Origin of the sequence: Haladaptatus sp. DJG-WS-42, from assembly GCF_037198285.1 — an archaeon.
Lineage (GTDB): Archaea > Halobacteriota > Halobacteria > Halobacteriales > Halococcaceae > QDMS2.
In genome coordinates, this window is the sequence record NZ_CP147243.1 from 335740 (window position 1) to 362363 (window position 26624).

Sequence of the window (26624 nt, forward strand, 5' to 3'; positions counted from 1 at the left end):
GACGTGGCGCAAAGTTGCCGCTTACTGGAGGGAAGCGAGGCGGCAAACCGCAAACGGACACAGCATTTCTTCGGGACTCAACCCGCCGTGTGAGCCGATTTGGTCGAGTTCGCCGTCGTTGTACCAGACGAGTTTGTCGCGTGGAACGGCCACGAGGTCGGGGGCGTGCGCTTCGAAGTGCGCCGATGGCTCGCGGTCACCGAACAACCCCCGCGCCGTGTACTCCTCGCGGTCGAACGTTTTCACATCCAGTTCGGCTTCGAGCAGGTCGCGCAGTGCTTCAACGTGGCCGTCGCGGACGTGGAACTGGAGATTCCGCCCGCTGCCGACCGCAGGGATTGGCTCGCCGTCGGGGCCGCGTTTCAGGTGGTCGCTGAGTCCGTCGATGGTGTCGAGGGCAACGTTCGTTTCAGGGTCGGTGTCGAGATGCCCGTGGTCTGCGGTGACGACGAGGAGCGTGTTTTCAGCGACTGCGGGGGCTACCCGTTCGACGAGTTCGCGTTGGATGTGCCCCGTAACTTTCGAGACCATCTTCTCGTACTCAGGTGATTCCGTGCCGTGCTGGTGCGAGACGGCGTCCACGTGCGGGATGTAGGCGTAAGTGTAACTCGACCCGTCCGCCGACTGGAGTGTTTTCCGAATGAGACGGCCCATGTGTGCGAGGTCACCGTACCCCGACACACTCGCGCCAGCCATAGCGAGTTTCGAGTGTTCGGAGCGGGAGATGCGCTCTGGCATGACGACGTGCGGGGAGACACCCGCATCGCGGGCGCGCTCGTACACCGTCTGCTCGGGCGACGAAAAGAGGAAGCGGCCGTCAAGTCCGTCGAAGTTCTCGGGCACATAGTCGCCATCGAGAGTCGAAAACGGAAGCGTCAGGAGAACTTGTGCCAGTTCCTCGTAGTACTGGAACCACCCGAGTAAGCCATGTTCGACCGGCTGGGTTCCCGTCGAGACGGTCGTGATGGCGGCAGCGGTCTCAGAGGGGTACGTGGAGGTGAGCGGCGTCACCGTGCCCTGTTTTGCGAGCGTGTCGAGAAAGTCGTATTTGTGCTGGTCGCGCGTCCACTGCTCGTAGCCAAAGCCGTCTACGAGCACCACGACGACGTGGTCTGCGTCGGTTTTGATGCCAGTGAATACATCATTTGGAAGGGTGCGCCGCGTCGGGGCATCGAAAAGCGAGAGAATCGTATCAGGAACGTTTGCGAAGCAAAATCCGTTGTAGTCGGGGAAGAGAAAACCATCTTCCGAGAAGTGGTCGAGAAGGTCGGCGGCAACGTCGTCCTGTCGCATTGCCACCACGTGGACGAGGGAGCGAAAAGAGGATTCCGGTAAGACAGAATCTTAGCCGAGGCGCTGGTCTACGCGTGCGCCCAAATCGTACAGCACATCGAAGAAGTTGGGGAACGACACGTCGACGTGTTCTGCGCCTTTGATTTTCGTCGTCCCCTCCGCGGCGAGGCCCGCGACGGCGAGGGACATGATGATTCGGTGATCATCTTTGCCTTCGACAGTCGCACCAGACAGGTCAGAGTCGCCGCCGTGGATGATGAGTTCGTCCTGCCGTTCGGTGACGGATGCGCCCAGCTTCGTGAGTTCTTCTGCCATCGCGCTCACGCGGTCGGTCTCCTTGAATCGGACGTGTTCGCAGTTCGTGATTTTGGTGTCCCCGTCTGCGACCGCGCCGAGCGTGGCGATGGTCGGGAGCAAATCGGGCGTGTCGCCCACGTCGAACTCGATGCCCGTGAGGTCGGATTGTCGAATCGTGATGATGCCGTCATCGTCGTCCCACTCGATGTCCGCACCCATGCCGAGGAGCACGTCCACGATGGCGCTGTCGCCCTGTGCGCTCGGGTGTGCGCCCGTGACGATGAGTTCGTCTTCTGCGGCGAGCGCGCCCGCGGCGAGCAGGTAGGACATAGAGGAAAAGTCGCCGGGGACGTGGTACTCGCCGTCTTCGGGTTCGTAGGACTGGCCGCCCGCGACCGCGAAGCCGTCGGGCGTAGGTTCCGCGTCAATGCCGAACGCGGCGAGCACTTCGAGCGTAATATCGACGTACGGTGCGGACTTGAGTTCGGTTTCTAAGTGAACCCCGATGCCCTGTTCGGTGGTCGCACCCGCCATCAGGAGTGCGGTGATGTATTGCGAGGAGACGTCGCCCGGAATTGAGACTTCGCCGCCCGCGAGTGGGCCGCGAATTGCGAGCGGCGCCTGTCCGTTGTCGCGGGTGCTCTCTGCTCTCGCGCCGAGTTCGGTGAGCGCGGAGAGGAGCGGGCCTTGTGGCCGGGAGCGAAGCGAACGGTCGCCCGTGAGCACGGTGATGCCGTCCGCGAGCGCGGCAGTGGCCGTCACGAGGCGCATCGTCGTCCCGCTGTTGGCGCAGTCGATGATGTCGCCAGGTGTGCCCGGTTTGCCGCCGAAGCCGGAGACGTCGAGGCCGCCGTCGATTTCTTCGACGCTTCCGCCGAAGGCTTCGACTGCGCGGATGGTCGCCTTGGTGTCGGCGCTCATGAGCGGGTCGTAGATGAGCGCGCCGTCTGCGTAGCCCGCGGCGAGGATTGCGCGGTGGGAGTAACTCTTCGATGGCGGGGCTTTTGCCCGCCCGGCAACGGTCGAATTCGAGATGTCAACGTCCATGGTTGGGTAGATGTGACCACTCGGTATCAGGATACCGGAGACGGAGAGAGCTGCCAGTCGCCACGGGGTTGCCCCGGTAGGATTTTAGCCATCGCTCACCCACCCGTGAGTATGCAACCGGACTTTTCCGAACTCGACGCCGCCCTCGATTCGGCGGGAGCAGATGGCTTTCTCATCTACGCCGCAAGCGACGACTCGAACCAGCGCTACCTCTCCGGATTCGACGCCCCAGACCCGTTCCTCACGCTCTACGACGGCGACGTGCACCTGTTCGTCTCGCCGCTCGAATACGGCCGGGCAAAAAAAGAGAGCGGTGCGGCCACCCTCGCTCGCGGGAGTGAGTTTGGCTACCGCGAACTTGTCGACGAGTACGGCCCGGCCGAAGCGACCCACCGCGTCTGGACGAACTTCCTCGACTCCCACGACGTGTCCTCCGTGCTCGTCCCCACCGACTTTCCGCTCGGCCACGGCGACGGCCTGCGCGGACAGGGTGTCGAGGTCACCGCGGACGACGATGACGTGCTCCGCGACATTCGCGCCGTCAAACTCCCGCAGGAAATCGCCCACGTACGCGCCGCCCAGAAGGCAAACGAGCAGGCGATGAAAACCGCAGAAACCCTCATCAGCGAGGCGTCGGTCGAAGACGGCGTCCTCTATCACGAGGGCGAACCGCTCACCTCAGAGCGCGTCCGCCAAGAAATCGAGCTGACCCTCCTCCGCCACGGCTGTGCGCTAGACGAAACCATCGTCGCCTGTGGCGTAGACGCCGCAGACCCCCACGACCGGGGCAGTGGCCCGCTGCTCGCCGAGGAGTCTATCATCGTGGACATCTTCCCGCGCGGTAAGGAGAGCAAGTACTTCGCCGACATGACCCGGACGTTCGTCAAGGGAACGCCGAGCGACGAGCTGCAAGCGTGGTACGACGTTACAGACGTTGCCCTCGAAGCCGCTCTCGACGCCGTGAAACCCGGTGCGACCGGCAAGGAGGTACACGACGTGGTCTGTGACATCTACGAGGAGGCGGGCTACCCGACGCTCCGCGCAGACGACACCACCGAAGTCGGCTTCATCCACTCGACGGGTCACGGCGTTGGTCTCGACATCCACGAGATGCCCTCGGTTAGCCCGCGTGGTGAGGAACTCAAACCCGGCCACATCATCACCATCGAACCCGGCCTGTACGACCCAGACGTCGGTGGCGTCCGCATCGAGGACATCATCGTCGTCACCGAAGACGGCTACGAGAATCTGACCGACTATCCGAAAACGTTCGTCCTCGACTAAACGAACCCCTTTTTGCTCCCGCGCGGATACGTCGCAGACATGGAACTGCTGGTCGTCGGTGCGGGCGCGATGGGCCGCTGGTTTGCAGAAAGCGTCGCCGACGAATGTGAGCTGGCCTTTGCTGACACCGACCCCGCGGCAGCAGCGGACGCTGCCGCCGAAATCGGTGGCCGGGCCGTCTCACTCGATACCGACGACCGCTTCGACGCCGTCTGCGTGGCCGTCCCCATCTCCGTGGTCGAACACGCAATCGCTGCACACGCAGACAAAGCAACCCGGGCGCTCCTCGATTTGAGCGGCGTGATGGCGAAACCGCTCGCTGCGATGGCGACCCACGCCCCCGACGTAGAGCACTGGAGCCTCCACCCGCTGTTCGGGCCGGCCAACGCCCCCGGGACGATTGCCGCCGCCTCGAACAACGCAGGACCGGTCACTGCCCGCCTCAGAAAAGCCCTCGAAGCCGCGGGCAACTCGCTGTTCGAGACCACCGCCGAAGAACACGATACGGCGATGGAAACGGTGCAGGCGAAAACACACGCCGCCATCCTCGCGTTCGCGCTCGCCGCAGACGACGTCCCTGACGAATTTCACACGCCCATCTCAGAGGGGCTGTTTTCGCTCGTAGACCAGGTGACCTCGGGCACACCACAGGTGTACGCAGAGATTCAAGACACGTTCGAGGGCGCAGAAGCAGTCGCTGCCGCCGCCAGAGAACTCGCAGACGCAGACCCAGAGACCGTAGAACGCCTCTATCGCAAATCACGACGATGAAACAAGAACACCGCACACAAGTCGTAGAGAACGCAAAGTATCTTCGCGCCGTCAGACCAATCGACCCCGACGAGATTTACGAATACGTTGATGGCGAACCACACCCTGCAGTCGTCCGACAGGTGCTCCGCGAGCATTCTGTCGAGCTCGGGATTGTCGAAACAGAAGACGGCACGTTCGTCCCCGCCGCAGACGAGCCGATTTCGACCACCTTCCACGGCGTGAAGGCGTTTCCAGCCGAGTACTCCGCGCGCGTAGAAGACTTCGTCGTCAGCCGATTCGGTGCGGGTTGGCCCTCCGGGGAGGGCGGCGACGTGCTCCGCTACAACATCCGAAAGCTGAAAGAGGACTACTTCGCCCAGAACCCGGTCGAATACGATGCGGACGCCGCGCTCGGCTACGCCGTCTACCATCTGCCCGACTACTACGCGACGGCACAGTACGTGTTCGCAGATATGCTTCGCCACGGGCTGCTGAGCGAACACACCCGGATTTTAGATGTGGGCGCAGGTGCGGGCGGCCCAGCGCTCGGCATCCACGACCTATTCCCCGACGACGCGCTCGTGGATTACCACGCGCTCGAACCGAGCGCTGGCGCAGACGTGTTCGAGCACATGCTCGCAGAGACGCGAGACACCTTCAGAACCGAACTCCACCGCGAGACCGCAGAAGCGTTCGCGCCGAGTGAAACCTACGACATCGTGTTGTTTTCGAACGTTCTCAGCGAACTCGACGACCCCGTTTCAGTCGTCAAAAAGTACGCGAAACACCTCGCAGAGGACGGCTCGATTGTCGCCATCGCGCCCGCCGACAGAAACACGAGCATCGGCCTGCGCGAGGTCGAGCGCACGGTCGAAAACGGCCTGTCAGTGTGGGGGCCAGCCGTTCGCATCTGGCCCGGATTCGCCCCCGCAGACGAGGGCTGGTCGTTCGACGTGCAACCAGACCTTGAGATTCCGGCCTTCCAGAAGAAACTCGATGAGGCGGGCGGTGGCTACGGCGAGTTCATCAACACAGACGTGCAGTACTCGTGGACCGTGCTGCGACACGACGACGACCAGCGCCTCGACATCGAGCCGAACATCAACCTATTCGCGCGGATGAACGAGATGGAAAAGCACGTCACCAAACGCATCGATGTGCTCGCAGTAAAGCTGAGTCACTCGCTTTCTGCGGAGGATGCCCACCAACTCTACAAGATTGGTGACGGCTCTGAGCAGATCGACCACTACGCGGTACGTACCCAAGAGACGACGACGAACGCGCCGCTCAAAGATGCAGAGTACGGTGACTTGCTCATCTTCGAAAACGTGCTCGTCCTCTGGAACGACGACGAGGAGGCGTACAACCTCGTCGTGGACGGCAAAACGACGGTCGATGCGATGCCTGCCTGAGGGCGGGGTGTTTTTGCGGCAGGCGACCGCATGTGTGCTATGAGCATGGAGATTCTGTTGACCAACGACGACGGCATCGACAGCACGGGGTTTCGCGTGCTGTACGATGCGCTCTCTGCGGTGGGGAACGTGACGGCTGTGGCCCCCAAAGAAGATCAGAGCGCTGTCGGGCGGAAGATGTCGCGGGAGGTTCGCATCCACGACCACGAACTCGGCTACGCAATCGAGGGGACGCCAGCCGACTGTGTGGTGGCCGGGGTGCAATCGCTCGGCCCCGACCCTGACATTGTCGTCGCCGGAATCAATCGCGGTGCGAACCTCGGCGAGTACGTCCTTGGGCGCTCGGGGACGGTAAGCGCCGCCGTCGAAGCCGCCTTCTTCGGGATTCCAGCCATCGCGGTCTCGCTCTACATCCCCGGCGGATGGAAGGCGTTTAAGAAACACCAAGAGACCGCACACTCCTACCGCGAGGCCGTCCGTGCGGCCGAATATCTCACGGCCCACGCGCTCAACGCGGGCGTGTTCGACCACGCAGATTACCTCAACGTAAACGCCCCCATGCCCGGCGACGAGCCTGCGGACATGGAAATCACCAGACCGTCCCACGTCTATCAGATGGACGCAGAGCAAAACGGCGAAACCGTGACGCTCCACGACCGCATCTGGGAGAAGATGGCCGAAGGCGACATCCCCGACCCGCGTGGGAGCGACCGCCGTGCCGTCGTCGATGGACGAATCAGCGTCTCACCGCTCACCGCCCCGCACACGACCGAGCACCACGAGGCGCTCGACGCGCTGGCTGAAACGTACCTGTAACCGAAAAAGCTGTGAGAAGGCGTTAGCTTGGTGGAATCTGTACGCCAATCTGGTCGAGCAGCGACGTCATACTCGCGCTGTCTTTCATTTCGACAACCCGCCCGTCTTTGATTTTCCGGACGCTGAAGCCATCGACGGCAATCTCGTTTCCGGTCGGCTTGTACCCACGGAACTGTCCCGTGTGCGTGCCGGTTATCGTCCACCAGGCGAACACCACATCACCCTCTGCGGCCAGTTCGTTCACTCTGACGTTCGCGTCTGGGAAGCCCTCGTCCCACTCGCGGTGGACGGCTTTGATGTCGGAGAGCGCGACGAGCGGTGCCGGGTCGCCCATCCGTCGGGTACCGACTTTCACGTCGGGCGCGTACAGTTCATCGAGTACGTCCAGTTTGTCTTCGTTCCATACCTCTTGCATCTCGCGCCGGACGAGCGCTTTATTTGCACTGAGTACGTCTATCGTTGCCATGAGTCACCCCTCATCTGGCTCGCAAACGAGCCTGAAGGTACATATTGGATGGGGAGTGAGAAAACCGTTGATAAATTAGCAGGAAAACGCGACTTTTCAGAGCCGGAAACAAACACTGAAGGCACACCTTGGTGACGAGTTTGTATGTCTGAATCCGACGCCATCGAGAAGGTGGAGTCGCCCGCAACTGTCTCGTCGCTTGCTGCGGATTTTCGCGCACTCGGTATCGAGGCCGGTGATACGCTGCTTGTCCACTCGTCGCTGAGTTCCCTCGGGTGGGTCGTTGGCGGGCCAACAGCCGTCATCGACGCGCTTCAGCAGGTGCTCACGGAACGGGGCACGCTCGTCATGCCGTCGTTTACTTCGCAGTACACGAATCCCGAACACTGGGAAGCACCGCCGGTTCCAGACCATTGGGTCGAGAGTATCAACGAGGAGATGCCGCCGTTTAGACCCGAAAGCACCCCAACGCGGGGGATGGGCGCAATCGGGGAGTGTTTCCGGAACTACGCGGACGTCCAGCGAAGCGCCCACCCTATCACCTCCTTTGCTGCGTGGGGTGCTGGGGCATCGGCCGTCGTTTCTGACCACGAGTTCGACTACGGTCTCGGTGAAGGCTCACCGCTTGCGCGCATCTACGACCGGGGCGGGAAAATCCTCCTCCTCGGCGTTGGCCACGCGAACAACACGTCGCTCCACCTCGGAGAATATCCCGCAAACTTCGAGAAAGAGACCGTCACCGAGCGCGCGCCCGTCGAACGAGACGGTGAGCGCGTCGTCGTCGAGTTCGATGACATTGAAATGAACACAGACGACTTCGAGGAACTCGGCGCCGATTTCGAGACCGACGGTGGCCTCACCGAAGGTACCGTCGCCGCCGCTGACGTGAAACTCGTAGACCAACAGGCACTCGTTGACTACGCAATCGAGTGGTTCGAATCCCACCGATAGGGCGGCGCTTTTAGAAAATCAAACGCGCGTGGTGAACGCGTATCAGTTCGGAGGAGACGAGGAGAGTGACAAAAAGGTACTACCGAGGAGGGTGGAAAACAGAAGCACATATTTGCGAACAGCAGATTGTCACACGTATGCGCCCGGCGTTCATCGAGCTATTGCAGAACAATGCAGAGCACGCAAACGAGTTCCAGAACCGATTCGACGACGTTCAAGACGCCCAACACCCGGCCGTCGTCACCGTCTGTTGTTCTGATTCGCGCGTCCTTCAGGACCACATCTGGGGCAACGACGAGCCCGGCCGGATCTTCACATGTGGGAACATCGGCAATCGCGTCGTCCAAGAAACCACAGCGGGTGAGGTCGTCTCCGGCGACGTGCTCTATCCCGTCGAACACACCGGCACGGACACCATCGTCGTCGTCGGGCACACCGGCTGTGGGGCGGTAACCGCGACCTACGACGCGCTGACTGGCGAAGTCTCGGAACCAGCGGGTATCGAACACTGTCTGGCGCTCTTAGCGCCACACCTCGAATCTGGCGTGGACGCGCTCCCGGACGACGTGAGCCGGAGCGGCGCAATCAACCGGCTCGTCGAGTACAACGTTGACCGGCAAATCGAGTTCCTCGAAGCGAGCGACGACATCCCCGACGGCGTTGACATCGTCGGAGTCGTCTACGACTTCCAAGACGTGTACTCAGACCGGCGCGGCGAAGTCCACGTCATCAACGTAAACGGCGAGACGAATGTCGAAACCCTGCGTGAAGCACACCCGGAGATCGAATCACGGATTCGGCGGCTCTGGGAGTACTAGGGCGTCCGAGCATCCGCGAGGGCTCCCGGTCCTCGCCCTCAAGGGTGAAGGTGGGAACAACGAAGCACGACAAGTCGCCCAAGAGCACGTCAAAGAACAGCACGGAAAGGAGTTCTCGCTCGAAGAAATCGAGCGCAGGTACGTAAAGATAGTATCAGTCTGAGGCCTGCGACGAGATTTTTTAGGTCGTAAATCCCGAGAGTACCCACAGGGTCTGACGCCAGTCACCTGCGCTTAGACGCGGACGCCCCAGAAAAAGGCGATTCCGAGCACCGTGACAATCGAGAGGAGCAACTGGAGGGGCGCGCCGACGCGGATGAAGTCGGAGAACGTGTAGCCGCCCGGCCCGTAGACGAACAGGTTGGTCTGGTAGCCAACGGGCGTCATGAACGCCGTCGAGGCGGCGAACGTCACCGCGAGCACGAACGCAAAGGCGTTTGCCCCAATGGACTGAGCAGCACTCGCCGCGACGGGAATCATGAGCACAACGCTCGCGTTGTTACTGATGACGCTCGTCAACAGCCCGGTTGCCAGATACAGTACCCAGAGCACGCCAATGGCAGGCAGGAACGTCGCAGTAGAGGCGACGGCGTTGCCGAGGAGGGCGGCCGCACCGGTCTGCTGGAGGGCGATGCCGAGCGGGATGACGCCGGCGAGCAGGAAGATGACGTTCCACTCGACGGATTTGTAGAGTTCGTTCGGTTTGAGGACGCCGCTCAGAATCATCGCCACCACGCCCGCGAGCGCGGAGACGACGATTGGAAGGATGTTCAGCGCGGGGAGTGCAACGACGCCCGCGACGATGGCGACGGCGAACGGGATTTTGTCGCTGCGGTAGTTCACGTCCTCGAACTCGTGGGCGACGATGAAGTCCTCGTTTTGGACGAGGCGGGTGAGGCTGTCGGGTGGCGCTTGGACGAGAACCGTGTCACCGACCCGGATACGAATATCCTCGAATCGGTCGCGGACGACTTTCCCCCGGCTCCGGAAGGCGAGGACGTTCGCGTCGTAGCGCTGGCGAAACGTCGAACTGGCGAGCGTCTCGCCGACGAGGAATGACCCAGAAGGGATGACGACTTCGACGAGCACTGGCTCTTCTTCGCCGGGGTGGAGGTCGTCTTCGGTTCGCGGCCCACCGACGAACTGGACGCCCTCTGCGTCCATGAGCCGTTCGAGCGTCTCGCGGTTCGTCCTGACCCGAAGGGTGTCGTTTTCGTGAATCTCCTTGCGAGCGAGGGGCTCTGAAAACTGCTCGCCGTAGCGAATCAACTGGAGCACGTCAATGTCGAGTTCGGCGTCACCGAGCGCTTCTTCGACCGTCTGGCCGATTAACGATGACTCGGCCGGGACGACCACGTCTGCGAGGTATTCTTGGAGGGCATACTCCTCGACCAAGTCCTCCTCTGCGGGCACGCGTTTCGGAATCAGCCAGACGCCCACCGTCATGAGATAGAGCGCCCCGACCGCGAACACGACGATGCCGAGTTTGGTGAACTCGAACATACCGTAGGCGTGCAGCCCGCTCGCGGGGTTCTCTGCGCCGAGCCGTGCCACGATGTCGCTCGCCAGAATGTTCGTCGACGTACCGATGAGCGTCAACATCCCCCCGAACATCGACGCGAACGAAAGCGGCATGAGCAGTTTTGAGGGCGACGTTTTCCCCTTGTGGGCGAGGTCTGCAATCACGGGAACCAAGATGGCGACGACGGGCGTGTTGTTCACGAAGCCAGAAATCGGCCCGGTGACGCCGATGGTCGCAGCGAGTTGTTTTCGCTGGTCAGTGCCCGCAAACGAGGCCATCTTCCGGCCGAGGAGTTGGACGATACCGGTTCGGTTGATGCCCGTACTCAAGATGAGCATGGCGAGGACGGTGATGGTGGCGGGACTCGAAAACCCCGAGATACCTTCCTGTGCAGAAACCTGCGTCCACGGTTCGAGCACCATCAACAGCACCATCACGATGATGGCGGTGACGTCAATGGGGAACCACTCAGTGGCAAACAAAAAGAGCGCGAGCGCAATGAGCGCGAAAACGACGAGCATTTCACCCGTCACTGGCGTCGAAGCCACAGCGGCCACCGCCAGCGCGGGCGCTAAGAGAGACATACACAACGGAGGGGGTAGCGAGGGAAAAACGCTGGTATCCGCGTCGGTCACAGTCCAGTCTGGTCGTGGACGGAGGCAGTTCTTGGCCCCTCCCGGCCGATGGCATGTGGCGGAATGCCGCGAGCGAGGATGGTGAGTGGGAGGTTATTCGATGGATTGGACGAACGTCACCTGCTTTTCCTCGAAGCCCGTATCCCGGTAAAACCGTCTCGCACCGTCGTTTCGCCACTCACAGGAGACTTTGGGGTGGTCGCAGTCGGCCGCGTGAGCCAGTTCCGTTACATTCTCTACGACGCGCGTGCCGTGGCCACGGCTTTGGTAGGCATCTTTGATATAGAGGTTCACAATCTTGAGATAGCGCGAGTACTGACGTGAGGAGTGTGTTCCGTCGCGGAGAGTGACAAAGCCAATCGTCTCGCCATCTACGTCGATGAGGTAGTTGGTGATGTCGTCGCGTTCGAGGTGGTTTCTAAACCCGTCTGCTGAAACCTCGGCTTGACTGTCGTACACTAATTCGTTGAACGGAGAGTATGGCTCATTGTCGGTGGCGAGGGCGTACCAGCACTCGATGAGCGTGGGAATATCGGTTTCAGTGGCTTCTTTCAGGTGCATTTTCACACTCGTGTAGTCGTATTGATACGCGAGCAATCTATCCTTTTCCCATACCCGTCTCACTCTCGTGGCAGGAATCTCATTCGGAGATCAACAAATAAACAGTACCACGAACAACTCGTCGCCGAGTGAGCAACGGCTTGATTTTTCAGAGATTCATCCACTCAGAGGCTGTCAGTGGACGGGTCAGTACCTCGCTCTACCTGCTCGTACAGGTAGTACGAATACACCACGGTAATCGCACTCGTCACCAGCGCGGGCACGAGCAGGAAGTAGATGGCGTACTCCCCGAACAGGAGCCCAACCAGCGAGATGACGGCGGTGAGTTTGAACAGCCGACCCGCGAGCACGTGGGTTCGGGTCCACACCACGTCGCTGCTGAGCGTCCACGGCGTGCGGACGCCGACGAACCAGTTGCGTTCTGCGTGGGTGAGCAGGATGCCAATGTAATAGAAGAGGAAGGCGACCGCCGCGAGGATGAGCAACGTGAAGTCGAACTCGTAGCCGAGGTTGAACGCGATGACGCCGACGTGGACAAGAGCGATGAATCCCGTGATGATGACGACCAGCCAGTCGTAGTACGGCCGAAACGACTGGATATTCTCGCGGCGGGGGTCGATGCGCGGGATGGCAGCGAAAAGCGCGAGCAAGAGCGCAGCGAGAACCGGCGCGAACGCAAGTGCAACCGGCTTCGACATCGTATCGTTTGGCACTCCCGCGGCGTTCCAGTGGGTGACGAGCCGGTCGGGAAGCGACGGTGCCGCGAGAATTCCCACAAGTGCAGCCACCAAGACGAACCCCGCCGCAATCGCAAACCGCTGCCGCGTATTCATGTGAATTGATACGACTGCAGTGGTAATGAACGAAGAGGCTAACCCTGAAAGGACAGACGAGTTACCCCTGTGTGGTATATCGCAGGACAACGGTGACCTGAAGCACACCAACTAGAACCTGCTCGTGTCTGTGGAGTGAGACAGAGATAACCGTCGAAGCGTCCTACTTCTATCGGGAGTTACACAATGGACATTTCTGAGATTGTTTCCACAGAGTTCACCGAGTTCGACATTGGAACACCGCTTTCGAAGGTGGCAGGCGCGTTCGAGAATCAAGAACTGAACGCAGTTATCGTGACGGATGGTGACGCTTATCAGGGAATCGTCAGCCGCCGACAGCTAGCCGCGTCGTCAAACCAGCCCTCTGCAAAGGTCGGCTCACAGGTACAACACGTACCGGCCGTCGATCGCACTGAGGACGTCCGCGAAGTCGCGCGACTCATGATTGGGAGTGAGGCCAAAACACTCCCCGTGCTCGATGATACCCGCATCTATGGTGTCGTGACAGCAGATGCAGTATTGGAGGCTGTGCGACCGTTTCTTGACGCCGTCACGGTCGCTGATGCCTACACGGAAGCGTTGATCAGTGCATCCCCCGAGACGACGATCGGGAAAGCCCTCAACATCTTACGAGAGGCGCGTATTGACCACCTCCCAATCGTAGACGACACCACACTCGTGGGAATCGTGAGTCTCTACGATGTCATCGACTTCACGACACGGGGCGGGAATAAGAGTCAAGGTGGCTCGTCGGGGACGTTCGGCGGTCGCGGCGGGAGCGAGAGCCATGGCGGCTTTGGCGCGCGTGGCGGAGGCAGCGACCGGATGCTCGATTTGCCGGTGGGAAATTTGATGTCGGATGTGGTCGTAACGGTTCGGCGAAAGACACCGCTCGATGAGGTGGTCGAAACGATGTTCGAACAGGAGATCTCCTCGCTCGTCGTCGTCGCCGATGGAACCGACGAACCGGTCGGTATCATCACGAAAACGGACGTCATCGAGGCACTCACCTGGGAGCAAGACAATCGACGGGCCGTGCAAGTGTTCGGGCTTGACTTGCTCGAAGACATGGACTACGACGACGTGTCCGCGCTAATCGAGAACCTGACAGCGAACTACGGAGAGATGCGTGTGATCAAGGCCAGTATCGAGCTCCATGAGCACAAAGAACAGAGTCGAGGGGTGCCGTTGGTGCTGGCACGGATTCGACTGGTTACAAACCGTGGCTACTTCACAGCCGAAGGGGAGGGCTACGGTGCTACCCACGCGCTCCGTCTTGCGGCGAATGCGGTCGAACGCCAAGTTCTCAAGGGGAAAACCTACGGCCAATCGAAGAAGCACCCAGACGCAGAAGAACAACAGCACCTCTACGGCTGGTGGCTCGGTGGGTAACCTTCGTTTTTAGCGGATGGGTCAGATGCGCTTCCATGGAACGTCGCGTCAGTGTTGTGTTTGTTGAATGAACTCGTCGAGTTGTTCTTCGATGAGTGTCGCAACGCGCTCGCTATAGCGCCAGAGCGCTGCGTTGAGTCGTTCTTCAGTCTGGTCGTCGAGCCCATCAATCCCCTGTAGCACAGAGTCTTTGGTAACCTGTGGATGATAGACGCAAACAACGCCAATCGAGTGGTCTGAACTCGCAGTTCCAGCCGTGTGGATTCCGTACTCGTCAGTGCCCCACACGCCATCACCACCGTGTCGCTCCAACGCGGAGTCGAGCGCATCAAGCAGCCGTACATCGTCGGGGGAGAGCAGTGGCGTCTCACCGGTGAATAGTTCAGTGTAGGCCTGCGTCCGAGCACTGTTTCGCCACTGCTCTAAGTGAGAACGCGCTCTAAGTACGAGTTGTCTCTCGTCGGGGAATTCAGCCATGCAACCTAGAGGAGTGCAACGCCAATCAACGTTTACCCGGCGTCACTCGTAGTTCGATGAGATGCGGGGAGTGGCCATAGTTTTCTTTCCAGAGTGCCAACTAGTCGCATGCCAAACTACGCAGCTATTTTCGAGATTGATTCGAAATCGGACGCAGAAGCAGTCAGACTCCTCGTCGAACGGGTGTATGATGCACTCCGAGAGGAAACGCAGGACATCGAGGATGGAAAAGCCAGTCTGAGCCAGATGCTCGACGAATTTAGAGCAATCCGTGACGCAGCCAGACACGCAGCACCCGGGACGCTTTCGATTCAGTACGAACAGTCCGACGAACCGTTCGAAGACTGACGTCTCGCTACCGAGAGTCGCGGATTTGACAGTCCCGGTACAGCCGTCAGGCTTCCGACTGATGTTCCAGCGTTCGTCTATTTCACCGCTTTCGCTCGCATGGCGGAAGAATTACGCTCGGAGGCCATTTCGTTCGTCTGGGTATCCATTCGTTCGAGTTGCGACGAGGACGCCCACGGAGTCACTGACGATTTTCACGTCGGTGAGCGTGTAGCCCGCATCGGCGAGCAGGTTCGCAACAGTCCCCATTTGCGGGAGTGTCTCGTAGTCGCCACGAGATTCCGGTGGCCCGAAGAACATCTTGTCGGCAACGACGAAGTGGCGGGGATTCAGTGACGAAATGCCCTCGATTGCGGCCCGTAACTCCTCTTCACCACCCTCGTCGTACGCCATGTAGAGTGCGTAACTTGCGACGACGACATCCACCGCAACGTCTACGTTCGGTTCCCGAAACGACCCGTGGTCGAACGAGACGTTTTCGACGCCTCTCTGCTCCGCCTTCTGTCGAGCATATCGAAGCCACTCTTCGTAGATGTCTCGACCAAGGACGCGTTCGCACTTCGATGCGAGTTTGAGTGCGACAATTCCGGTTCCCGTCCCCATGTCAACCACCGTATCGTCGCGTCCGATTGGAGCGTGTTCGACGATGTACGAAACGCAGGTCTGGTACGCCTCGTCCGCCGCGCTGTCTTCGTCGTAATCCATCGGCGTGTAGCCGTGAGAGTCGCCCTCCGGTTCGTTCATGGCTACGCAGCCGTAGCGCCGGTGGACAGATAAGGGTTCCAAGAGTTATCGTTGACAGGTTTGTGAAGCGGCGTCGAACCTTCGCTCTGCCTGCGTTTCCGAATGCGTTTCCGAATAATTCGTTGTTTGTTACCGCTTTTCGCGCTGTTCGACCTTGTTCAACTCGATGAGCAACCGGAAAATCGCTTTCACGAGATTCGCGTCCACCTCGAAGCGCTCTGCGTTCTTCCCGGCGCGCTCCATCACTTTGTCTTCTTGGGCCTCGTCGGTGGTCGGCAAGTCCAAATCCGCTTTCACCTGCGCAATCGTGTCCGCGACGTAGGTGCGCCGGGCGATGAGTTCGACCAGTTCGCGGTCGATGTCTTCGATTTCTTGGCGGTGTTCGTCGAGCGTCACTTCTGTGTCGCGCCGTGATTCTGTGTTGTCGTTAGCCATGTGTTTCCGTCTCGGTTGCTCCAGTGGTCTTCGAGTCGTTCCAGTGTCTCTCGGTCGCCAACGGCCGTAAAGCTCGGCCCCGTCCCCGACAGCGAGACGCCCCGCGAGAGGGGCATTGCTTCGACCAGTGGGTCGGTTGGGAAGTCGAGGGCGGCACAAAAGGCGAGGCCGTTTACGGTCATCGCGCGTTCGTACTCGCCCGAAAGGGCGAGGTCGGCGACGAGGTCTGCCATCGGCGCAATCTGCTTACATCGCGCCACGTCTGCGTCTGCGCTGAACGACTGTTCGTCGGGCGTCCAGACGAGTACGTCCCATTCGACTGCCTCGCGGTGGAGGAGTTCATCTTTCGTGTTGTCGGTGACGGTGACGCCGCCGAGCATGCTCGCGCTCGCGTCGTCGAACGCGCCGGTGACGGTGACGCCCACGTCGCGGGCGGCTTGCACGCCAATGCGCGCGGCGGCTTCTCTGTCGATGTCGGTGTCGAGGGCGGCGAGTGTGGCGAGCACCGTCGCGTTCGCGGCGGCGCTCGAACTCTTGAGTCCTGAGGCCATCGGCACGTCGCTCTCGGTGCGGACGTGGCCGCCTTCGCCGGTCCCGAACTGTTCGGTGACGAGTTCGACACACCGCTCGATGAGTCGCGTGTCGGCGTCTGGTGCGCCGTCTACTTCGCCGGTCACGCCAGTCTCCGCTTCGAGGCTGACGTGTGCGGTGGTGTAGCGGTCGATGGCGAACGCCGCGCCCGTCCCCGTCGCGAGTGCGTTGAGGATGGTTCCAGCGGCGGGTGCTGCTGCCGTGCCCTCCATGATACAGGTTCTCCTCCCCTACCCGCCTACTTACGCGTGGCGGTTGGCGCGGATTTAGCCGCCTGACAACGCCGGGTTTTTGCCGGGGAGTGCAGTAGGAATCGTATGAGCCTGCGCAACGACATCTCGCCCGAAACGCTCGGTATCGAACTCACCGAGGGGGGCATCGTCGTCCACTACACAGATGGCAGAGAGGTGTTCTACAACGGGATTCCCGCGAAGGTCGAAGGGACGGTCAAAACCGCTCCAGCCAAAGACGTTCACATCCTCGTCACCGACCCGACGGAGACCGAGGGCGTCGTCGTCTACGTGAACGACCGCAATACGGCAGACGAGATCCTCGAATCGACGGGCGTTGGGCGCGTCCTGTTGGCAGAGGACGAAGAGACCGCTATTTTCCCCGGCGTGACTATCCGCGATGCTGGTGGCTTCCGCGTCGAAGTCGAAGCAGACCCGGAGACGGTTCGCGGCCGTGTGTTCGTCTTCGAAGAGGACGACATGGGCGAACGCTCGTTCGAAATCGTGGCTCCACCCACAGACGACTGATTACTGAATGTAGTCGGCTCCCTCACCCTCACAGTTTTCCTCGTGTTGGCGCGCGTCTTCTTCGACATCGAACATGAGTCCGCAGTGGTCACACTCATACCAGGTCATGTTGTCGCGCTCGGTCGTTGAGACCATAGGTATGAACTGTCGCGTATCGATAAATTCGTTTCTCCGAGCGAACCGTAAAGAGCGCGGGGCCGCAAGGGAAGAGTATGAGTTCGGGTGTGCGAGACGAGGGGCTCACGCTCACGGTGCAGAGTGCCGAAAAACGCGACGCGGGACGGGGTGTCGCACGCCTTCCCGAAGCCGCACGGCGGACACTCGGCGTCCTGAGTGGTGACACGGTCATCATCGAAGGAACCGCCGCAACCGTCGCAAAAGTGTGGCCTGCAGGTGCTGGCCTCTCGAAAAAAGCGGTTAGAATCGACGCCGACACCCGCGCGAACGCCGGGGTCAACATCGGCGACGAGGTGCAGGTTCGACCGGTTGACGTGGCAGACGCCGCGATGGTCGAAATCACCCCCGAACACGAGTTTGCCGACGACGACGAGGCGACACGAGCCATCCGCGACGCGCTCGTAGACCGGCCGCTCACCGCAGGCGAACAGCTTCACGTCCCGCGACTCGGCAACGGCTCACTTTCCGTGACTCGAACCCAGCCTGACGGGATGGTTCGGGTGACGGGACAGACGCGCCTTGTCTTGCTCGAACCGAGTACCACCGCACCGAAGCAGGCTGCACGCCCCGTGACAACAGACGATTCGGGTGTCAACTACGAGGACATCGGCGGCTTAGATGACGAGCTAGAGCAGGTCAGAGAGATGATTGAGCTTCCGCTCTCAGAGCCGGAGCTGTTCACCCAGTTGGGCATCGACCCGCCGAAAGGCGTCCTGCTCTACGGGCCGCCCGGCACGGGCAAAACGCTCATCGCCAAAGCGGTGGCAAACGAAGTGAATGCCCACTTCTCGGTGATTTCTGGGCCGGAAATCGTCTCGAAGTACAAGGGTGAGTCAGAGGAGAAACTGCGCGAAGCGTTCGAGACGGCGACTGCAAACGCGCCAGCCATCATCTTCATCGACGAAATCGACTCGATTGCGGGCACCCGCGACGACGACGCCGACATGGAAACCCGTGTCGTCGCCCAGTTGCTCACCCTCCTTGACGGGCTTGAGGACCGCGGACAGGTCGTCGTCATCGGCGCGACCAACCGCGTTGATGCTATCGACTCCGCCTTGCGCCGCGGCGGGCGGTTCGACCGTGAAATCGAAATTGGCGTCCCCGGCATCGAAGGACGGCGCGAAATTCTCGACGTCCACACCCGTGGGATGCCACTCGCGGACGACGTGGACGTGGCACTGCTCGCAAAGCGTACCCATGGCTTCGTTGGCGCGGACTTGAAAACGCTCGCCACGGAAGCAGCGATGCACGCGCTTCGCGGCCGGGAAGACGGCACGCCGCTCACCGTCTCGCGCGCCGACTTTGAATCCGCGCTCGCGGTGGTTGACCCGTCAGCGATGCGCGAGTACGTGGCAGAGACGCCGAACGTGGACTTCAGCGCGGTTGGTGGGCTTGAAGCGGCAAAGCAAACCTTAGAGGAGGCGGTCATCTGGCCGCTCGAATACGGCGCGCTGTTCGAGGCGGCGAACACCGACCCGCCCTCTGGCGTGCTGTTGTACGGGCCGCCCGGCACTGGAAAAACGCTGCTTGCGCGCGCGCTCGCTGGCGAGAGTGGAGTGAACTTTATCCGGGTTGCCGGACCGGAGCTACTCGACCGCTACGTCGGGGAGTCAGAGAAAGCCGTCCGAAAGGTGTTCGACCGGGCGCGACAGGCCGCCCCCGCAATCATCTTCTTCGACGAAATCGATGCGATTGCTGCGCGCAGAGACGACAGCCACGAGGTGACCGAGCGCGTCGTCTCGCAACTGCTCACCGAGATGGACGGCGTCGTTGACAACCCGAACCTGATGGTGCTTGCAGCCACGAATCGACGGGAGGTCCTCGACCCGGCGCTCGTTCGCGCGGGTCGGTTAGAGACGCACATCGAGGTGCCCGCACCGGACGAAGCCGCCCGTCGGGCGATTCTCGCGGTGCACCTCGCAGGCAAGCCGCTTGCAGCCGATGTGGATGCAGAGAAACTGGCCACGGACACCCGTGGCTACTCGGGGGCAGACCTGCGGTCGGTGGTTCGACAGGCTGCGATGTACGCGATTCGGGAGTTTGCCGCAGAAAACGGTCCGGAAGCCGCAACAAGCCGCGCAGACGAGTTGGAGATTCGCGCAAGCCACTTCACACAGGCCGTAGAGCAGGTAGAGCCCTCGTTGACCTAAGTAGAGGCCGTGTCGCCTGCAGTTTGGTTGCTTAAGATGACAGTAATAAAAACAGTAATGCTTTGACAGTGGGGACGAACGTTGTAACAGAACTGATGGGTGACGAAGACAGGCCAGTCATTCTCGTTGTCGAAGACGAAGCTGACGTGGCAGAAACGTACGAGATTTGGCTCAGTGGCAAGTATGACGTGACCGTTGCAAATAACGGCCGTGAAGCGCTTTCAGCCATCACCGAAGAGGTAGACGTTGTCCTCCTTGACCGAATGATGCCGGGGCTCTCTGGAGACGAAGTGCTCTCGACAATCCGTGAGCGCGACCTCAACTGCCGAGTGGCGATGGTGACGGCCGTAGAGCCGGATTTCGACATTATCGACATGGGATTCGATGCCTATCTCAGCAAGCCGGTGAGCAAACACCAATTACACGACACCGTCGATAGTCTCGTAGAGCGAGCGACCTACTCTGGACTCCTACAAGAATACTACGCGCTCGCAGAGACGAAAGCAGCGCTTATGACCGGGAAACGTATCGAAGAACTCGAACAAAACGACGCATACAACGAACTCGAAGCCAAGCTAGCGGACGTGGAAGCACGGCTGGATGAGACGCAAGGTGGGTTCACCGACGAGACATCGTTTATCAGCGCACTTCGAGATTTGGGGGGTATGAATGGAGACCAATCGTAACACAGACGAAGAACAAACGGGCTACGAGCTGGAGGAAATTCTCCCCGAGGAGACGCTCCACGTCCCACCGGGCACGAACATTCTGATAGCCGGGCCGCCGATGAGCGGGAAGCGAGAACTGGCGTTGTCCATCCTCGCACAAGGTGCCACAAACGGAGAGGGGAACGTCATCGTCTCGACAGACCGCGGCGCAGACACCATCACCAAAGATTTCACAAAGCTGGTTCCGAACCTCGATCGAAAGTCGCTCGGTATCGTGGAGTCACGTGAATCGGGTGGCTCTGCAAAAGACGAGTTCGTCCACTCAGTTGCATCACCGGGCGACCTGACGGGCATTGGTATCGGTATCTCGCAGTTCATGCAGCGGTTCAGCCAGAACGGCATCACGCGAACGAGACTCGCCCTCGACTCCGTTTCGACACTGCTCTCGTATGTCGAAGTTCGGACGGTGTTCAAGTTCTGTCACGTACTCACTGCCCGACTGGAAGCGGTTGGCTATCTCGGCGTCTTCACCTTAGATACCGGCGCACACGACGCACAGGCCATAAACACCATCAAGCAGGTGTTCGACGGCATGATCGAACTCCGTGAGAGCGACACCGGTATCGAGATGCGCGTGGTTGGTCTCGGCGGCAAGCGCACGAAGTGGGCGGCGTACGAACCCAATCACTCTTAGGCGATGGCGCGCTACTCCGCAGTCGAATGAGTGACCAGCCGGGGGTGGCAGAAGTTGACGACGCAGACTGGCGCGACTACTTCGGCTTCGACGCCCCCTACGACCAGCAGGCGAAGGTCATAGAGCGCACCATCCGGACGGCAAAGGGGAAAGGCTACTTCGTCTTCGAAGGCCCGTGTGGCACGGGCAAGACGATGGCCGCGCTCACCGCTGCCTCCTATCTGGTCCGCGAAACAGACCTCTACGACCGCGTGGTCGTCGTGACGCCGGTCAAACAGCAACTCGCGCAGTTCGTTTCGGATATGCGCGCGCTCAACGAAGGCCGCGACGACCCACTTTCTGCAGTTGCGCTCGACAGCAAGGGTGACCTTTGTCCCTACGAGCGCGAAGGAATTTTTCCCGACGACGCGAGCGTCCACGACCGATGTGAAGACCTCAGAGACCACACCAGTTCGCTCGTGAAACTCAACGACGGCGAGAAAGGAGGGCTTCCGAAAGAGAGCGCCATTTCGGGCGTGCGTGAGGATGCAGAGAAATGGTGGGACCCCGCGCGCGCAGAGAAACTCGCCGCCGCTGCGAGACAGGACGCAGAGACGTGGCAGTCGCTCAACACGGCCACCCTCGAAACCGCCGGTGCGAAATCACCGTATCCAACCCACCAACCAACCGCGCCCGACGAGGTGCTTGATTCGGACACCGGCAACGGCCCGCTCTACTGTCCGTTCGAGGCCGACTGGTACGCTCGCGATAAGGGCTCGCCCGTCGGTTTCGAGCACGGCGAAAACGGCGTCGTGACCATCAACGAGTTGCTTCCCCAGTCGGTCGAACACGGCACCTGTCCCCACCGCGTGATGCAAGTGCTTCTCGGGAACGCAGAAGTCGTCATCGGGAACTACATGCACCTGTTCGACGGCCAGACGCGGGTGCTCACCGACGCGATTCTGGACGAAAACACGTTCGTCATCGTTGACGAAGCCCACCGCGTCGAAGAGCGCGTCCGCGACATCCTTTCAGACCGCGTTGGCCTCCACTCGTTGCGGCGGGCACGCGGCGACCTCCAGATGCTCACCAAACACGCGAGCAAGACACGCGAGCACAAGATGGAGGTGAACGAAGCCCTCGGCACCTACGAAGTGTCGCTCGACCACGTCCACCGCGCCATCGAGTTTTACAACGCCGTCATGGACTGGATGGACGAACGCATTACTGCTCACTTAGACGAGGAGTTCGACGACTGGCAGCGGGCGATTCAGTACGACGATTTCCCCGAAGAAGACATCGAAATCCCGCTCAGGCCGCCAGAGAGCGAGGACGTAGATGACCTCTCGACGTGGGCCAAAGCAGAGGGGTATGGCGAACGCCTCTGGCAGGCGATGGGACCGCTCGGCGTGGCCGTCGATGCCATCCTCGAAGAAATCGAGCCGAATCGAAGCACCGTCTGTGGCGCGGTTGGGACGCTCATGACGGGCTGGTGGGAGAACAGTCGAGCCACCTACTTCCGCGAACTCGTCCTTGAACATTCTCCAAAGGAACTCGGCGAGACAGCGAACGTCTGGGAACGCGCGTTCACGCCCGCGCTTGTCATGTACAACTGCCTCCCGTCTGAGGAGTGCAGAGAGATATTCAACACCGTTGGCGGTGGCGTGTTGATGAGCGCGACGCTCGAACCACTGAACGTGTTCCAAGAGGTCGTTGGCCTCGCTGACTTCGATCCAGATCGCCCCGTCGATGCCCACACGTTCGACCTTCGGTTCCCACCCGAAAACCGCGCGACGTGGGGCGTTGACCTGACGCCGTTTACCGCGCGAAATCGCGGGTCGCCAACCGCGGGTGAGGACAACACCGTTCGCGAGGAGTACGCCTACGCGCTGCGCGAACTCGCCCGCAGTCCGGGGAACGTTCTCATCTGCATGCCGAACTACCGAGAAGCGACGTGGGCGGCGGCTCGGCTGCGGGAGGACGTTTCGAAGCCCGTTCTCGTGGACGAAAGCTCGTCGAACGAGGACACAGAACGCTTGAAACAGTCGTTTTTCGACGGTGGCGAAAAGGTGCTCGTCACGAGTACGCGGGGGACGCTCACCGAGGGTGTCGATTATGACGGCGACAAACTCGCCACGTGTGCGGTCGTTGGCGTCCCGCTCGTGAACACGCGGTCGCCGCGCGTGCGGGCGGTTCGGTTCGCCTACGCAGAGGCGTTCGGTCCCGAGAACGCCTTCACCTACGCACTCACGGTTCCTGCGGTTCGCCGCACGCGACAGGCGCTTGGTCGCGTGATTCGCGGGCCAGACGAACGCGGTGTGCGCGCGCTCATCGACCAACGCTACTGCGAGACGACGAGACGCGATGACGTTCGTGCGTGTCTGTCTGCCGAAGAGCGGACCGAGCAAGTACGGATGACGCCAATGTTCCTGTCCGCGCAGATTGAACAATTTTGGAACAGAACGGGGAATTCGTGAACGAACCGATACCTTAGTATATAATCACGTCAATTGTTTACTATGTGGGATGCACACACCCCTATCACTGAGCAACAGCGCTGTTGCCCAACCTGCAATCGGCCGGTCACCGGAACCGTCATCAGTGGCCCCGAGCATGCCGCCTTCCGCCCATGTGGTCATCACATCCACCCGGTGAAACTCGATTAATCCCAGAACGATTTGGTGCGGGCGTACTGGCGTTCTTGACCCAGAATATCGCGGTAAAACTCGTCTTCGTTTTCGCGCAACTTGCCGATGATACGCGCGGCATTGTGCGGCCCGACGCCACGGGCGGCCAGCGCGATGATGGCCTGCTTGCCGTGGCTCTGGACGAGGCTGGCCGAGCGATAGGCCCGGCGCGTCATTTTCTCTTGGTCGTCGTCTTTCTCGCGGGCTTTGACCGCTGACACCACTTCGTCCGCCCACGGGTTGAGCGCGGCAATGCGACTCGACTCACAGAGCGGACACTGTGGCTGGTCGGGGATTCTGTGCACCTTTTGTGTGCGCTCCCAGTCCATGCAGTGCAGACAAAAGAGCAGCATCGTGTCGTTCTGAATGCGCTCACGGACGGTTTGGATGACGCTCGCATCAGCGTTTTCTGGGGCAAGGAGTTCCCGACCAGAGGAGCGACCGTCTACGCCAATCGCCGTCCGGCCGCCGACGGTGACGAGTTCGAGGTCGCCCGACTGCATCCGCGTAAGCAGCTCGGCGGCTCGCGCCACGTCCAAATCCTCGTGGAGGATTTCGCGCACGGCTTCGTCGTAGACCGGCGTCTCGCTGAGCGCGGCGAGCAGGCGGGAGAGACCGAACTGGCGCTTGCTGTCGCCTTGCCAACTCTGGAGTGAGCCGAACTTCGCCGCGACCTGTGCGAGTTTGAATTTGAGCGCATCTGCGTTCTTCAGGCTCAACTCAATGAGCGGCTGGAGGTGGGCTGGGTCGGTCGTTTCGAGCACTTCGACCACCGTGCGCGCCGTCACGTCGCGGGGCACTTCGAGTTCGATGCGGTAGGGGTCGACGTCGAGGCCGACCGAGGAGCCGGTGCGCTGGCCAATGAGCGCCGAAAGCACGCGCCCGAGCGTTTCGTTCACCTTGTGGCCGAAACAGGCATTGACGACGAGCGTCCGACCCTGAAATTCGATGACGACGCGGTCGTTCGTCGGGACGGGATGGCCTTGCTCTCGCTGACGGGCAATCGGTTTCACGGCTTTCTCGATGGTCCGTTGGTCTGCCGGATAGCGTTTTCCGAGGTCGCGCGCGACGGCCGTACGGTCGTCGTCGCCCTCCAATTGGCTGGCCGCGACTTCGCGCACCTCGCCGACCTCTTGGGCAACTTCGAAGGGAACCGGAATCTCGCTCCCCGTCCACGACGGTACTTCGCCCGAGGGGTCTTCGATTGGCGTCACCTGCACGCGCTGTTTTTCCTCGTCGATTTCGGTGATGCGCCACATCTCGCCGCGCTGGATGAACACCTCGCCCGGCCCGGCGAAGTTCACGACAAAGCGTTCGTCTAAGGTGCCGACCTGCCGTCCGCTCGCCATATCGTACACCTCGAAGGTTTCCTCGTCGGGAATCATCGAGAGGTTCGCGTAGAAATACCGCCACGTTCCGCCGCCCTTAGAGAGCAGGTCTTTCTCCTCGTCCAGCCAGAGGATGCGGTTGTACGAGAGTTCGTGGATGACGTCCTTGAACTGCTCCTCGGTGAGGTCGGCAAACGGGTAGGCGCGCGTCACGATTTCGTAGGCCTTGCGCCCCGAGATGTCGCCAAAGTCCATCACGACGCCCGCAATCTGGTTTGCGACGGTGTCGAGACTCCCGTGATGGATGTTTGTCTCTTCGACTTCGTTTACCCCGGCGCGGCGGGCGATGACCATGGCTTCGAACGTGTCGTCCGGGCGAGTCGTGATGATGGTTCCGTGGGAGGTTGCATCCCGGCGGTGACCCGCCCGCCCGACTCGCTGGAGCATCCGCGAGACTTCGCGAGGGCTCGAATACTGGATGACGTGGTCCACCCGGCCCACGTCGATGCCGAGTTCCATCGAGGAGGTACAAAGCAGCGCATCGAGTTCACCGGCTTTGAACTGGTCTTCGACCTCAACGCGGGCGTCTCTGGAGAGCGAGCCGTGGTGGACGCCGATGTTCAAGTCGAGTTCGTTGAATCGTGAGCCGAGGGCTTCTGCGGTCTGGCGCGTGTTCACGAAGATGAGCGTCGATTCGTGAGCATCCACGAGGTCGCGGATAGCTCTAACGTGGCTTGCGATGTCGGCTTCAGTCATCAACCGCCCCGCGAGGGTGTCGTCTTCGTCCGTGATTTCTGGCTCGAACACGGTCAAATCGACGCGACTGCCCACGTCCACCTCGACGATGGCACAGCCGCGGTCGCCGGTCAGGAACCGGCCGACTTCTCGCGGGTCGCCCACGGTTGCAGAGAGCCCAATGCGCTGGAACGACCCGGCAAGTTCGCGCAGGCGTTCTAACCCAATCGTCAACTGCGCGCCCCGCTTCGAGGCGGCGAGTTCGTGCACCTCGTCTACGACGACGTGCGAGACGTCTTCGAGGGCTTGGCGGAGTTTCTTCCCCGTGAGCATCGCTTGCAGCGTTTCCGGCGTCGTGACGAGCACGTCCGGCGGGTCGTTGGCCTGCTTGGTTCGCTGGTACTGCGTGGTGTCGCCGTGGCGCACGTCCACCGTCACGTCCAAGGTGTCACCCCACCAATCGAGGCGACTGCGCATGTCGCGGTTCAGCGCGCGAAGCGGGGTGATGTACAGTGCCGAAATACCCGCGCGCTCCTCGGGCGGTTTGGCGACGATAGCGTCGAACACAGGCAGCATGGCCGTCTCCGTCTTGCCCGTCCCAGTCGGGGCGATGACGAGTGCGTCGCGGCCGGAGGCGAGCGGCGGGATGGCGCGACGCTGGGGCGCGGTCGGCGTCGAAAATCCGCGCGCAGAAAGGGCCGTACGCACCGCCTCACCGAGCTGCGTAAACGCGTCCACACCCGCAACCTCGCCGTCTGACATTGTGGCTGGGT

Annotated in this window: 25 protein-coding genes; 13 read left to right on the top strand and 12 right to left on the bottom strand. The window is 61.0% G+C overall.

The window, feature by feature from the left end; translation table 11 throughout:
- Positions 1–21 precede the first annotated feature (21 nt).
- Positions 22–1293, bottom strand: a complete 1272-nt coding sequence (locus tag V5N47_RS01770; protein WP_338729136.1) for an alkaline phosphatase family protein — start codon at positions 1291–1293, stop codon at positions 22–24.
- A 51-nt stretch (positions 1294–1344) separates the two neighbouring features.
- Positions 1345–2637 (bottom strand): 3-phosphoshikimate 1-carboxyvinyltransferase, encoded by a 1293-nt coding sequence (gene aroA / locus V5N47_RS01775; RefSeq protein WP_338729137.1) that lies wholly within the window; start codon positions 2635–2637, stop codon positions 1345–1347.
- 111 nt (positions 2638–2748) lie between these two features.
- Between aroA and V5N47_RS01780 the strand changes: the two genes are divergently transcribed.
- Genes V5N47_RS01780 through surE form a run of 4 tightly spaced genes read left to right on the top strand, consistent with a single transcriptional unit; the run spans position 2749 to position 6902 of the window.
- A complete protein-coding gene (locus tag V5N47_RS01780; RefSeq protein WP_338729138.1) occupies positions 2749–3921 on the top strand; it encodes a Xaa-Pro peptidase family protein in 1173 nt (390 codons plus the stop codon).
- A 39-nt stretch (positions 3922–3960) separates the two neighbouring features.
- On the top strand, positions 3961–4692 hold the full coding sequence (locus V5N47_RS01785; RefSeq protein ID WP_338729139.1) for a prephenate dehydrogenase/arogenate dehydrogenase family protein: 732 nt from the start codon (positions 3961–3963) through the stop codon (positions 4690–4692).
- Positions 4689–6086 (top strand): class I SAM-dependent methyltransferase, encoded by a 1398-nt coding sequence (locus tag V5N47_RS01790; RefSeq protein WP_338729140.1) that lies wholly within the window; start codon positions 4689–4691, stop codon positions 6084–6086. Before V5N47_RS01785 ends, V5N47_RS01790 begins: the two co-directional genes overlap by 4 nt.
- A 45-nt stretch (positions 6087–6131) precedes the next feature.
- Complete coding sequence (gene surE, locus V5N47_RS01795; protein WP_338730323.1) at positions 6132–6902, top strand: 5'/3'-nucleotidase SurE; 771 nt, start codon at positions 6132–6134, stop codon at positions 6900–6902.
- Positions 6903–6924: 22 nt separating this feature from the next.
- Here surE and V5N47_RS01800 read toward each other — a convergent pair whose 3' ends face one another.
- Positions 6925–7368, bottom strand: a complete 444-nt coding sequence (locus V5N47_RS01800; protein WP_338729141.1) for an ester cyclase — start codon at positions 7366–7368, stop codon at positions 6925–6927.
- Between the two features lie 144 nt (positions 7369–7512).
- Here V5N47_RS01800 and V5N47_RS01805 point away from each other — a divergent pair, with 144 nt between their 5' ends.
- Positions 7513–8319, top strand: a complete 807-nt coding sequence (locus tag V5N47_RS01805; RefSeq protein WP_338729143.1) for an AAC(3) family N-acetyltransferase — start codon at positions 7513–7515, stop codon at positions 8317–8319.
- A gap of 137 nt (positions 8320–8456) precedes the next feature.
- Positions 8457–9137 (top strand): carbonic anhydrase, encoded by a 681-nt coding sequence (locus V5N47_RS01810; RefSeq protein ID WP_338729144.1) that lies wholly within the window; start codon positions 8457–8459, stop codon positions 9135–9137.
- A gap of 234 nt (positions 9138–9371) precedes the next feature.
- Here the strand turns inward: V5N47_RS01810 and V5N47_RS01815 are convergent, their stop codons facing one another.
- From V5N47_RS01815 to V5N47_RS01825, 3 genes are all read right to left on the bottom strand, one after another.
- The gene (locus V5N47_RS01815; protein ID WP_338730324.1) at positions 9372–11180 is read right to left on the bottom strand and encodes an SLC13 family permease; all 1809 of its coding nucleotides are present in this window, start codon (positions 11178–11180) and stop codon (positions 9372–9374) included.
- Between the two features lie 207 nt (positions 11181–11387).
- Positions 11388–11855: a GNAT family N-acetyltransferase gene (locus V5N47_RS01820; RefSeq protein ID WP_338729145.1), complete on the bottom strand. Its 468-nt coding sequence runs from the start codon at positions 11853–11855 to the stop codon at positions 11388–11390.
- Between the two features lie 164 nt (positions 11856–12019).
- Positions 12020–12688 (bottom strand): SdpI family protein, encoded by a 669-nt coding sequence (locus V5N47_RS01825; RefSeq protein WP_338729146.1) that lies wholly within the window; start codon positions 12686–12688, stop codon positions 12020–12022.
- A 186-nt stretch (positions 12689–12874) separates the two neighbouring features.
- Between V5N47_RS01825 and V5N47_RS01830 the strand changes: the two genes are divergently transcribed.
- Positions 12875–14080 carry a CBS domain-containing protein gene (locus V5N47_RS01830; protein WP_338729147.1) on the top strand — a complete coding sequence of 402 codons (1206 nt, stop codon included), beginning with the start codon at positions 12875–12877 and terminating at the stop codon, positions 14078–14080.
- Between the two features lie 48 nt (positions 14081–14128).
- Here V5N47_RS01830 and V5N47_RS01835 read toward each other — a convergent pair whose 3' ends face one another.
- Positions 14129–14557 (bottom strand): hypothetical protein, encoded by a 429-nt coding sequence (locus V5N47_RS01835; RefSeq protein WP_338729148.1) that lies wholly within the window; start codon positions 14555–14557, stop codon positions 14129–14131.
- Between the two features lie 108 nt (positions 14558–14665).
- Between V5N47_RS01835 and V5N47_RS01840 the strand changes: the two genes are divergently transcribed.
- Positions 14666–14905, top strand: a complete 240-nt coding sequence (locus tag V5N47_RS01840; protein WP_338729149.1) for a hypothetical protein — start codon at positions 14666–14668, stop codon at positions 14903–14905.
- 111 nt (positions 14906–15016) lie between these two features.
- Here the strand turns inward: V5N47_RS01840 and V5N47_RS01845 are convergent, their stop codons facing one another.
- The 3 genes from V5N47_RS01845 to V5N47_RS01855 all read right to left on the bottom strand — a co-directional run bounded on the left by V5N47_RS01845 (position 15017) and on the right by V5N47_RS01855 (position 16887).
- Entirely contained in the window at positions 15017–15649 is a 633-nt protein-coding gene (locus V5N47_RS01845; RefSeq protein WP_338729150.1) for a methyltransferase domain-containing protein, read from the bottom strand.
- A gap of 129 nt (positions 15650–15778) precedes the next feature.
- Positions 15779–16084, bottom strand: a complete 306-nt coding sequence (locus tag V5N47_RS01850) for a chorismate mutase (protein WP_338729151.1) — start codon at positions 16082–16084, stop codon at positions 15779–15781.
- Positions 16042–16887 (bottom strand): shikimate kinase, encoded by an 846-nt coding sequence (locus tag V5N47_RS01855; protein WP_338729152.1) that lies wholly within the window; start codon positions 16885–16887, stop codon positions 16042–16044. The genes V5N47_RS01850 and V5N47_RS01855 overlap by 43 nt, the downstream gene beginning before the upstream one ends.
- Before the next feature lie 105 nt (positions 16888–16992).
- On the opposite strand from V5N47_RS01855, the gene V5N47_RS01860 reads away from it, so the two are divergent.
- The gene (locus tag V5N47_RS01860) at positions 16993–17433 is read left to right on the top strand and encodes a DUF5796 family protein (protein ID WP_338729153.1); all 441 of its coding nucleotides are present in this window, start codon (positions 16993–16995) and stop codon (positions 17431–17433) included.
- Here V5N47_RS01860 and V5N47_RS01865 read toward each other — a convergent pair whose 3' ends face one another.
- A complete protein-coding gene (locus tag V5N47_RS01865; RefSeq protein WP_338729154.1) occupies positions 17434–17568 on the bottom strand; it encodes a hypothetical protein in 135 nt (44 codons plus the stop codon).
- 77 nt (positions 17569–17645) lie between these two features.
- Here V5N47_RS01865 and V5N47_RS01870 point away from each other — a divergent pair, with 77 nt between their 5' ends.
- From V5N47_RS01870 to V5N47_RS01885, 4 genes are all read left to right on the top strand, one after another.
- Positions 17646–19760, top strand: coding sequence for an AAA family ATPase (locus V5N47_RS01870; RefSeq protein WP_338729155.1), 2115 nt, complete (start codon positions 17646–17648; stop codon positions 19758–19760).
- Between the two features lie 95 nt (positions 19761–19855).
- Positions 19856–20446, top strand: coding sequence for a response regulator (locus tag V5N47_RS01875; RefSeq protein ID WP_338729156.1), 591 nt, complete (start codon positions 19856–19858; stop codon positions 20444–20446).
- Positions 20430–21122 carry an RAD55 family ATPase gene (locus V5N47_RS01880; protein WP_338729157.1) on the top strand — a complete coding sequence of 231 codons (693 nt, stop codon included), beginning with the start codon at positions 20430–20432 and terminating at the stop codon, positions 21120–21122. The genes V5N47_RS01875 and V5N47_RS01880 overlap by 17 nt, the downstream gene beginning before the upstream one ends.
- Before the next feature lie 26 nt (positions 21123–21148).
- Positions 21149–23578 carry an ATP-dependent DNA helicase gene (locus V5N47_RS01885; protein ID WP_338729158.1) on the top strand — a complete coding sequence of 810 codons (2430 nt, stop codon included), beginning with the start codon at positions 21149–21151 and terminating at the stop codon, positions 23576–23578.
- Between the two features lie 185 nt (positions 23579–23763).
- Here the strand turns inward: V5N47_RS01885 and V5N47_RS01890 are convergent, their stop codons facing one another.
- Positions 23764–26613, bottom strand: a complete 2850-nt coding sequence (locus V5N47_RS01890; protein ID WP_338729159.1) for a DEAD/DEAH box helicase — start codon at positions 26611–26613, stop codon at positions 23764–23766.
- Positions 26614–26624 lie beyond the last annotated feature (11 nt).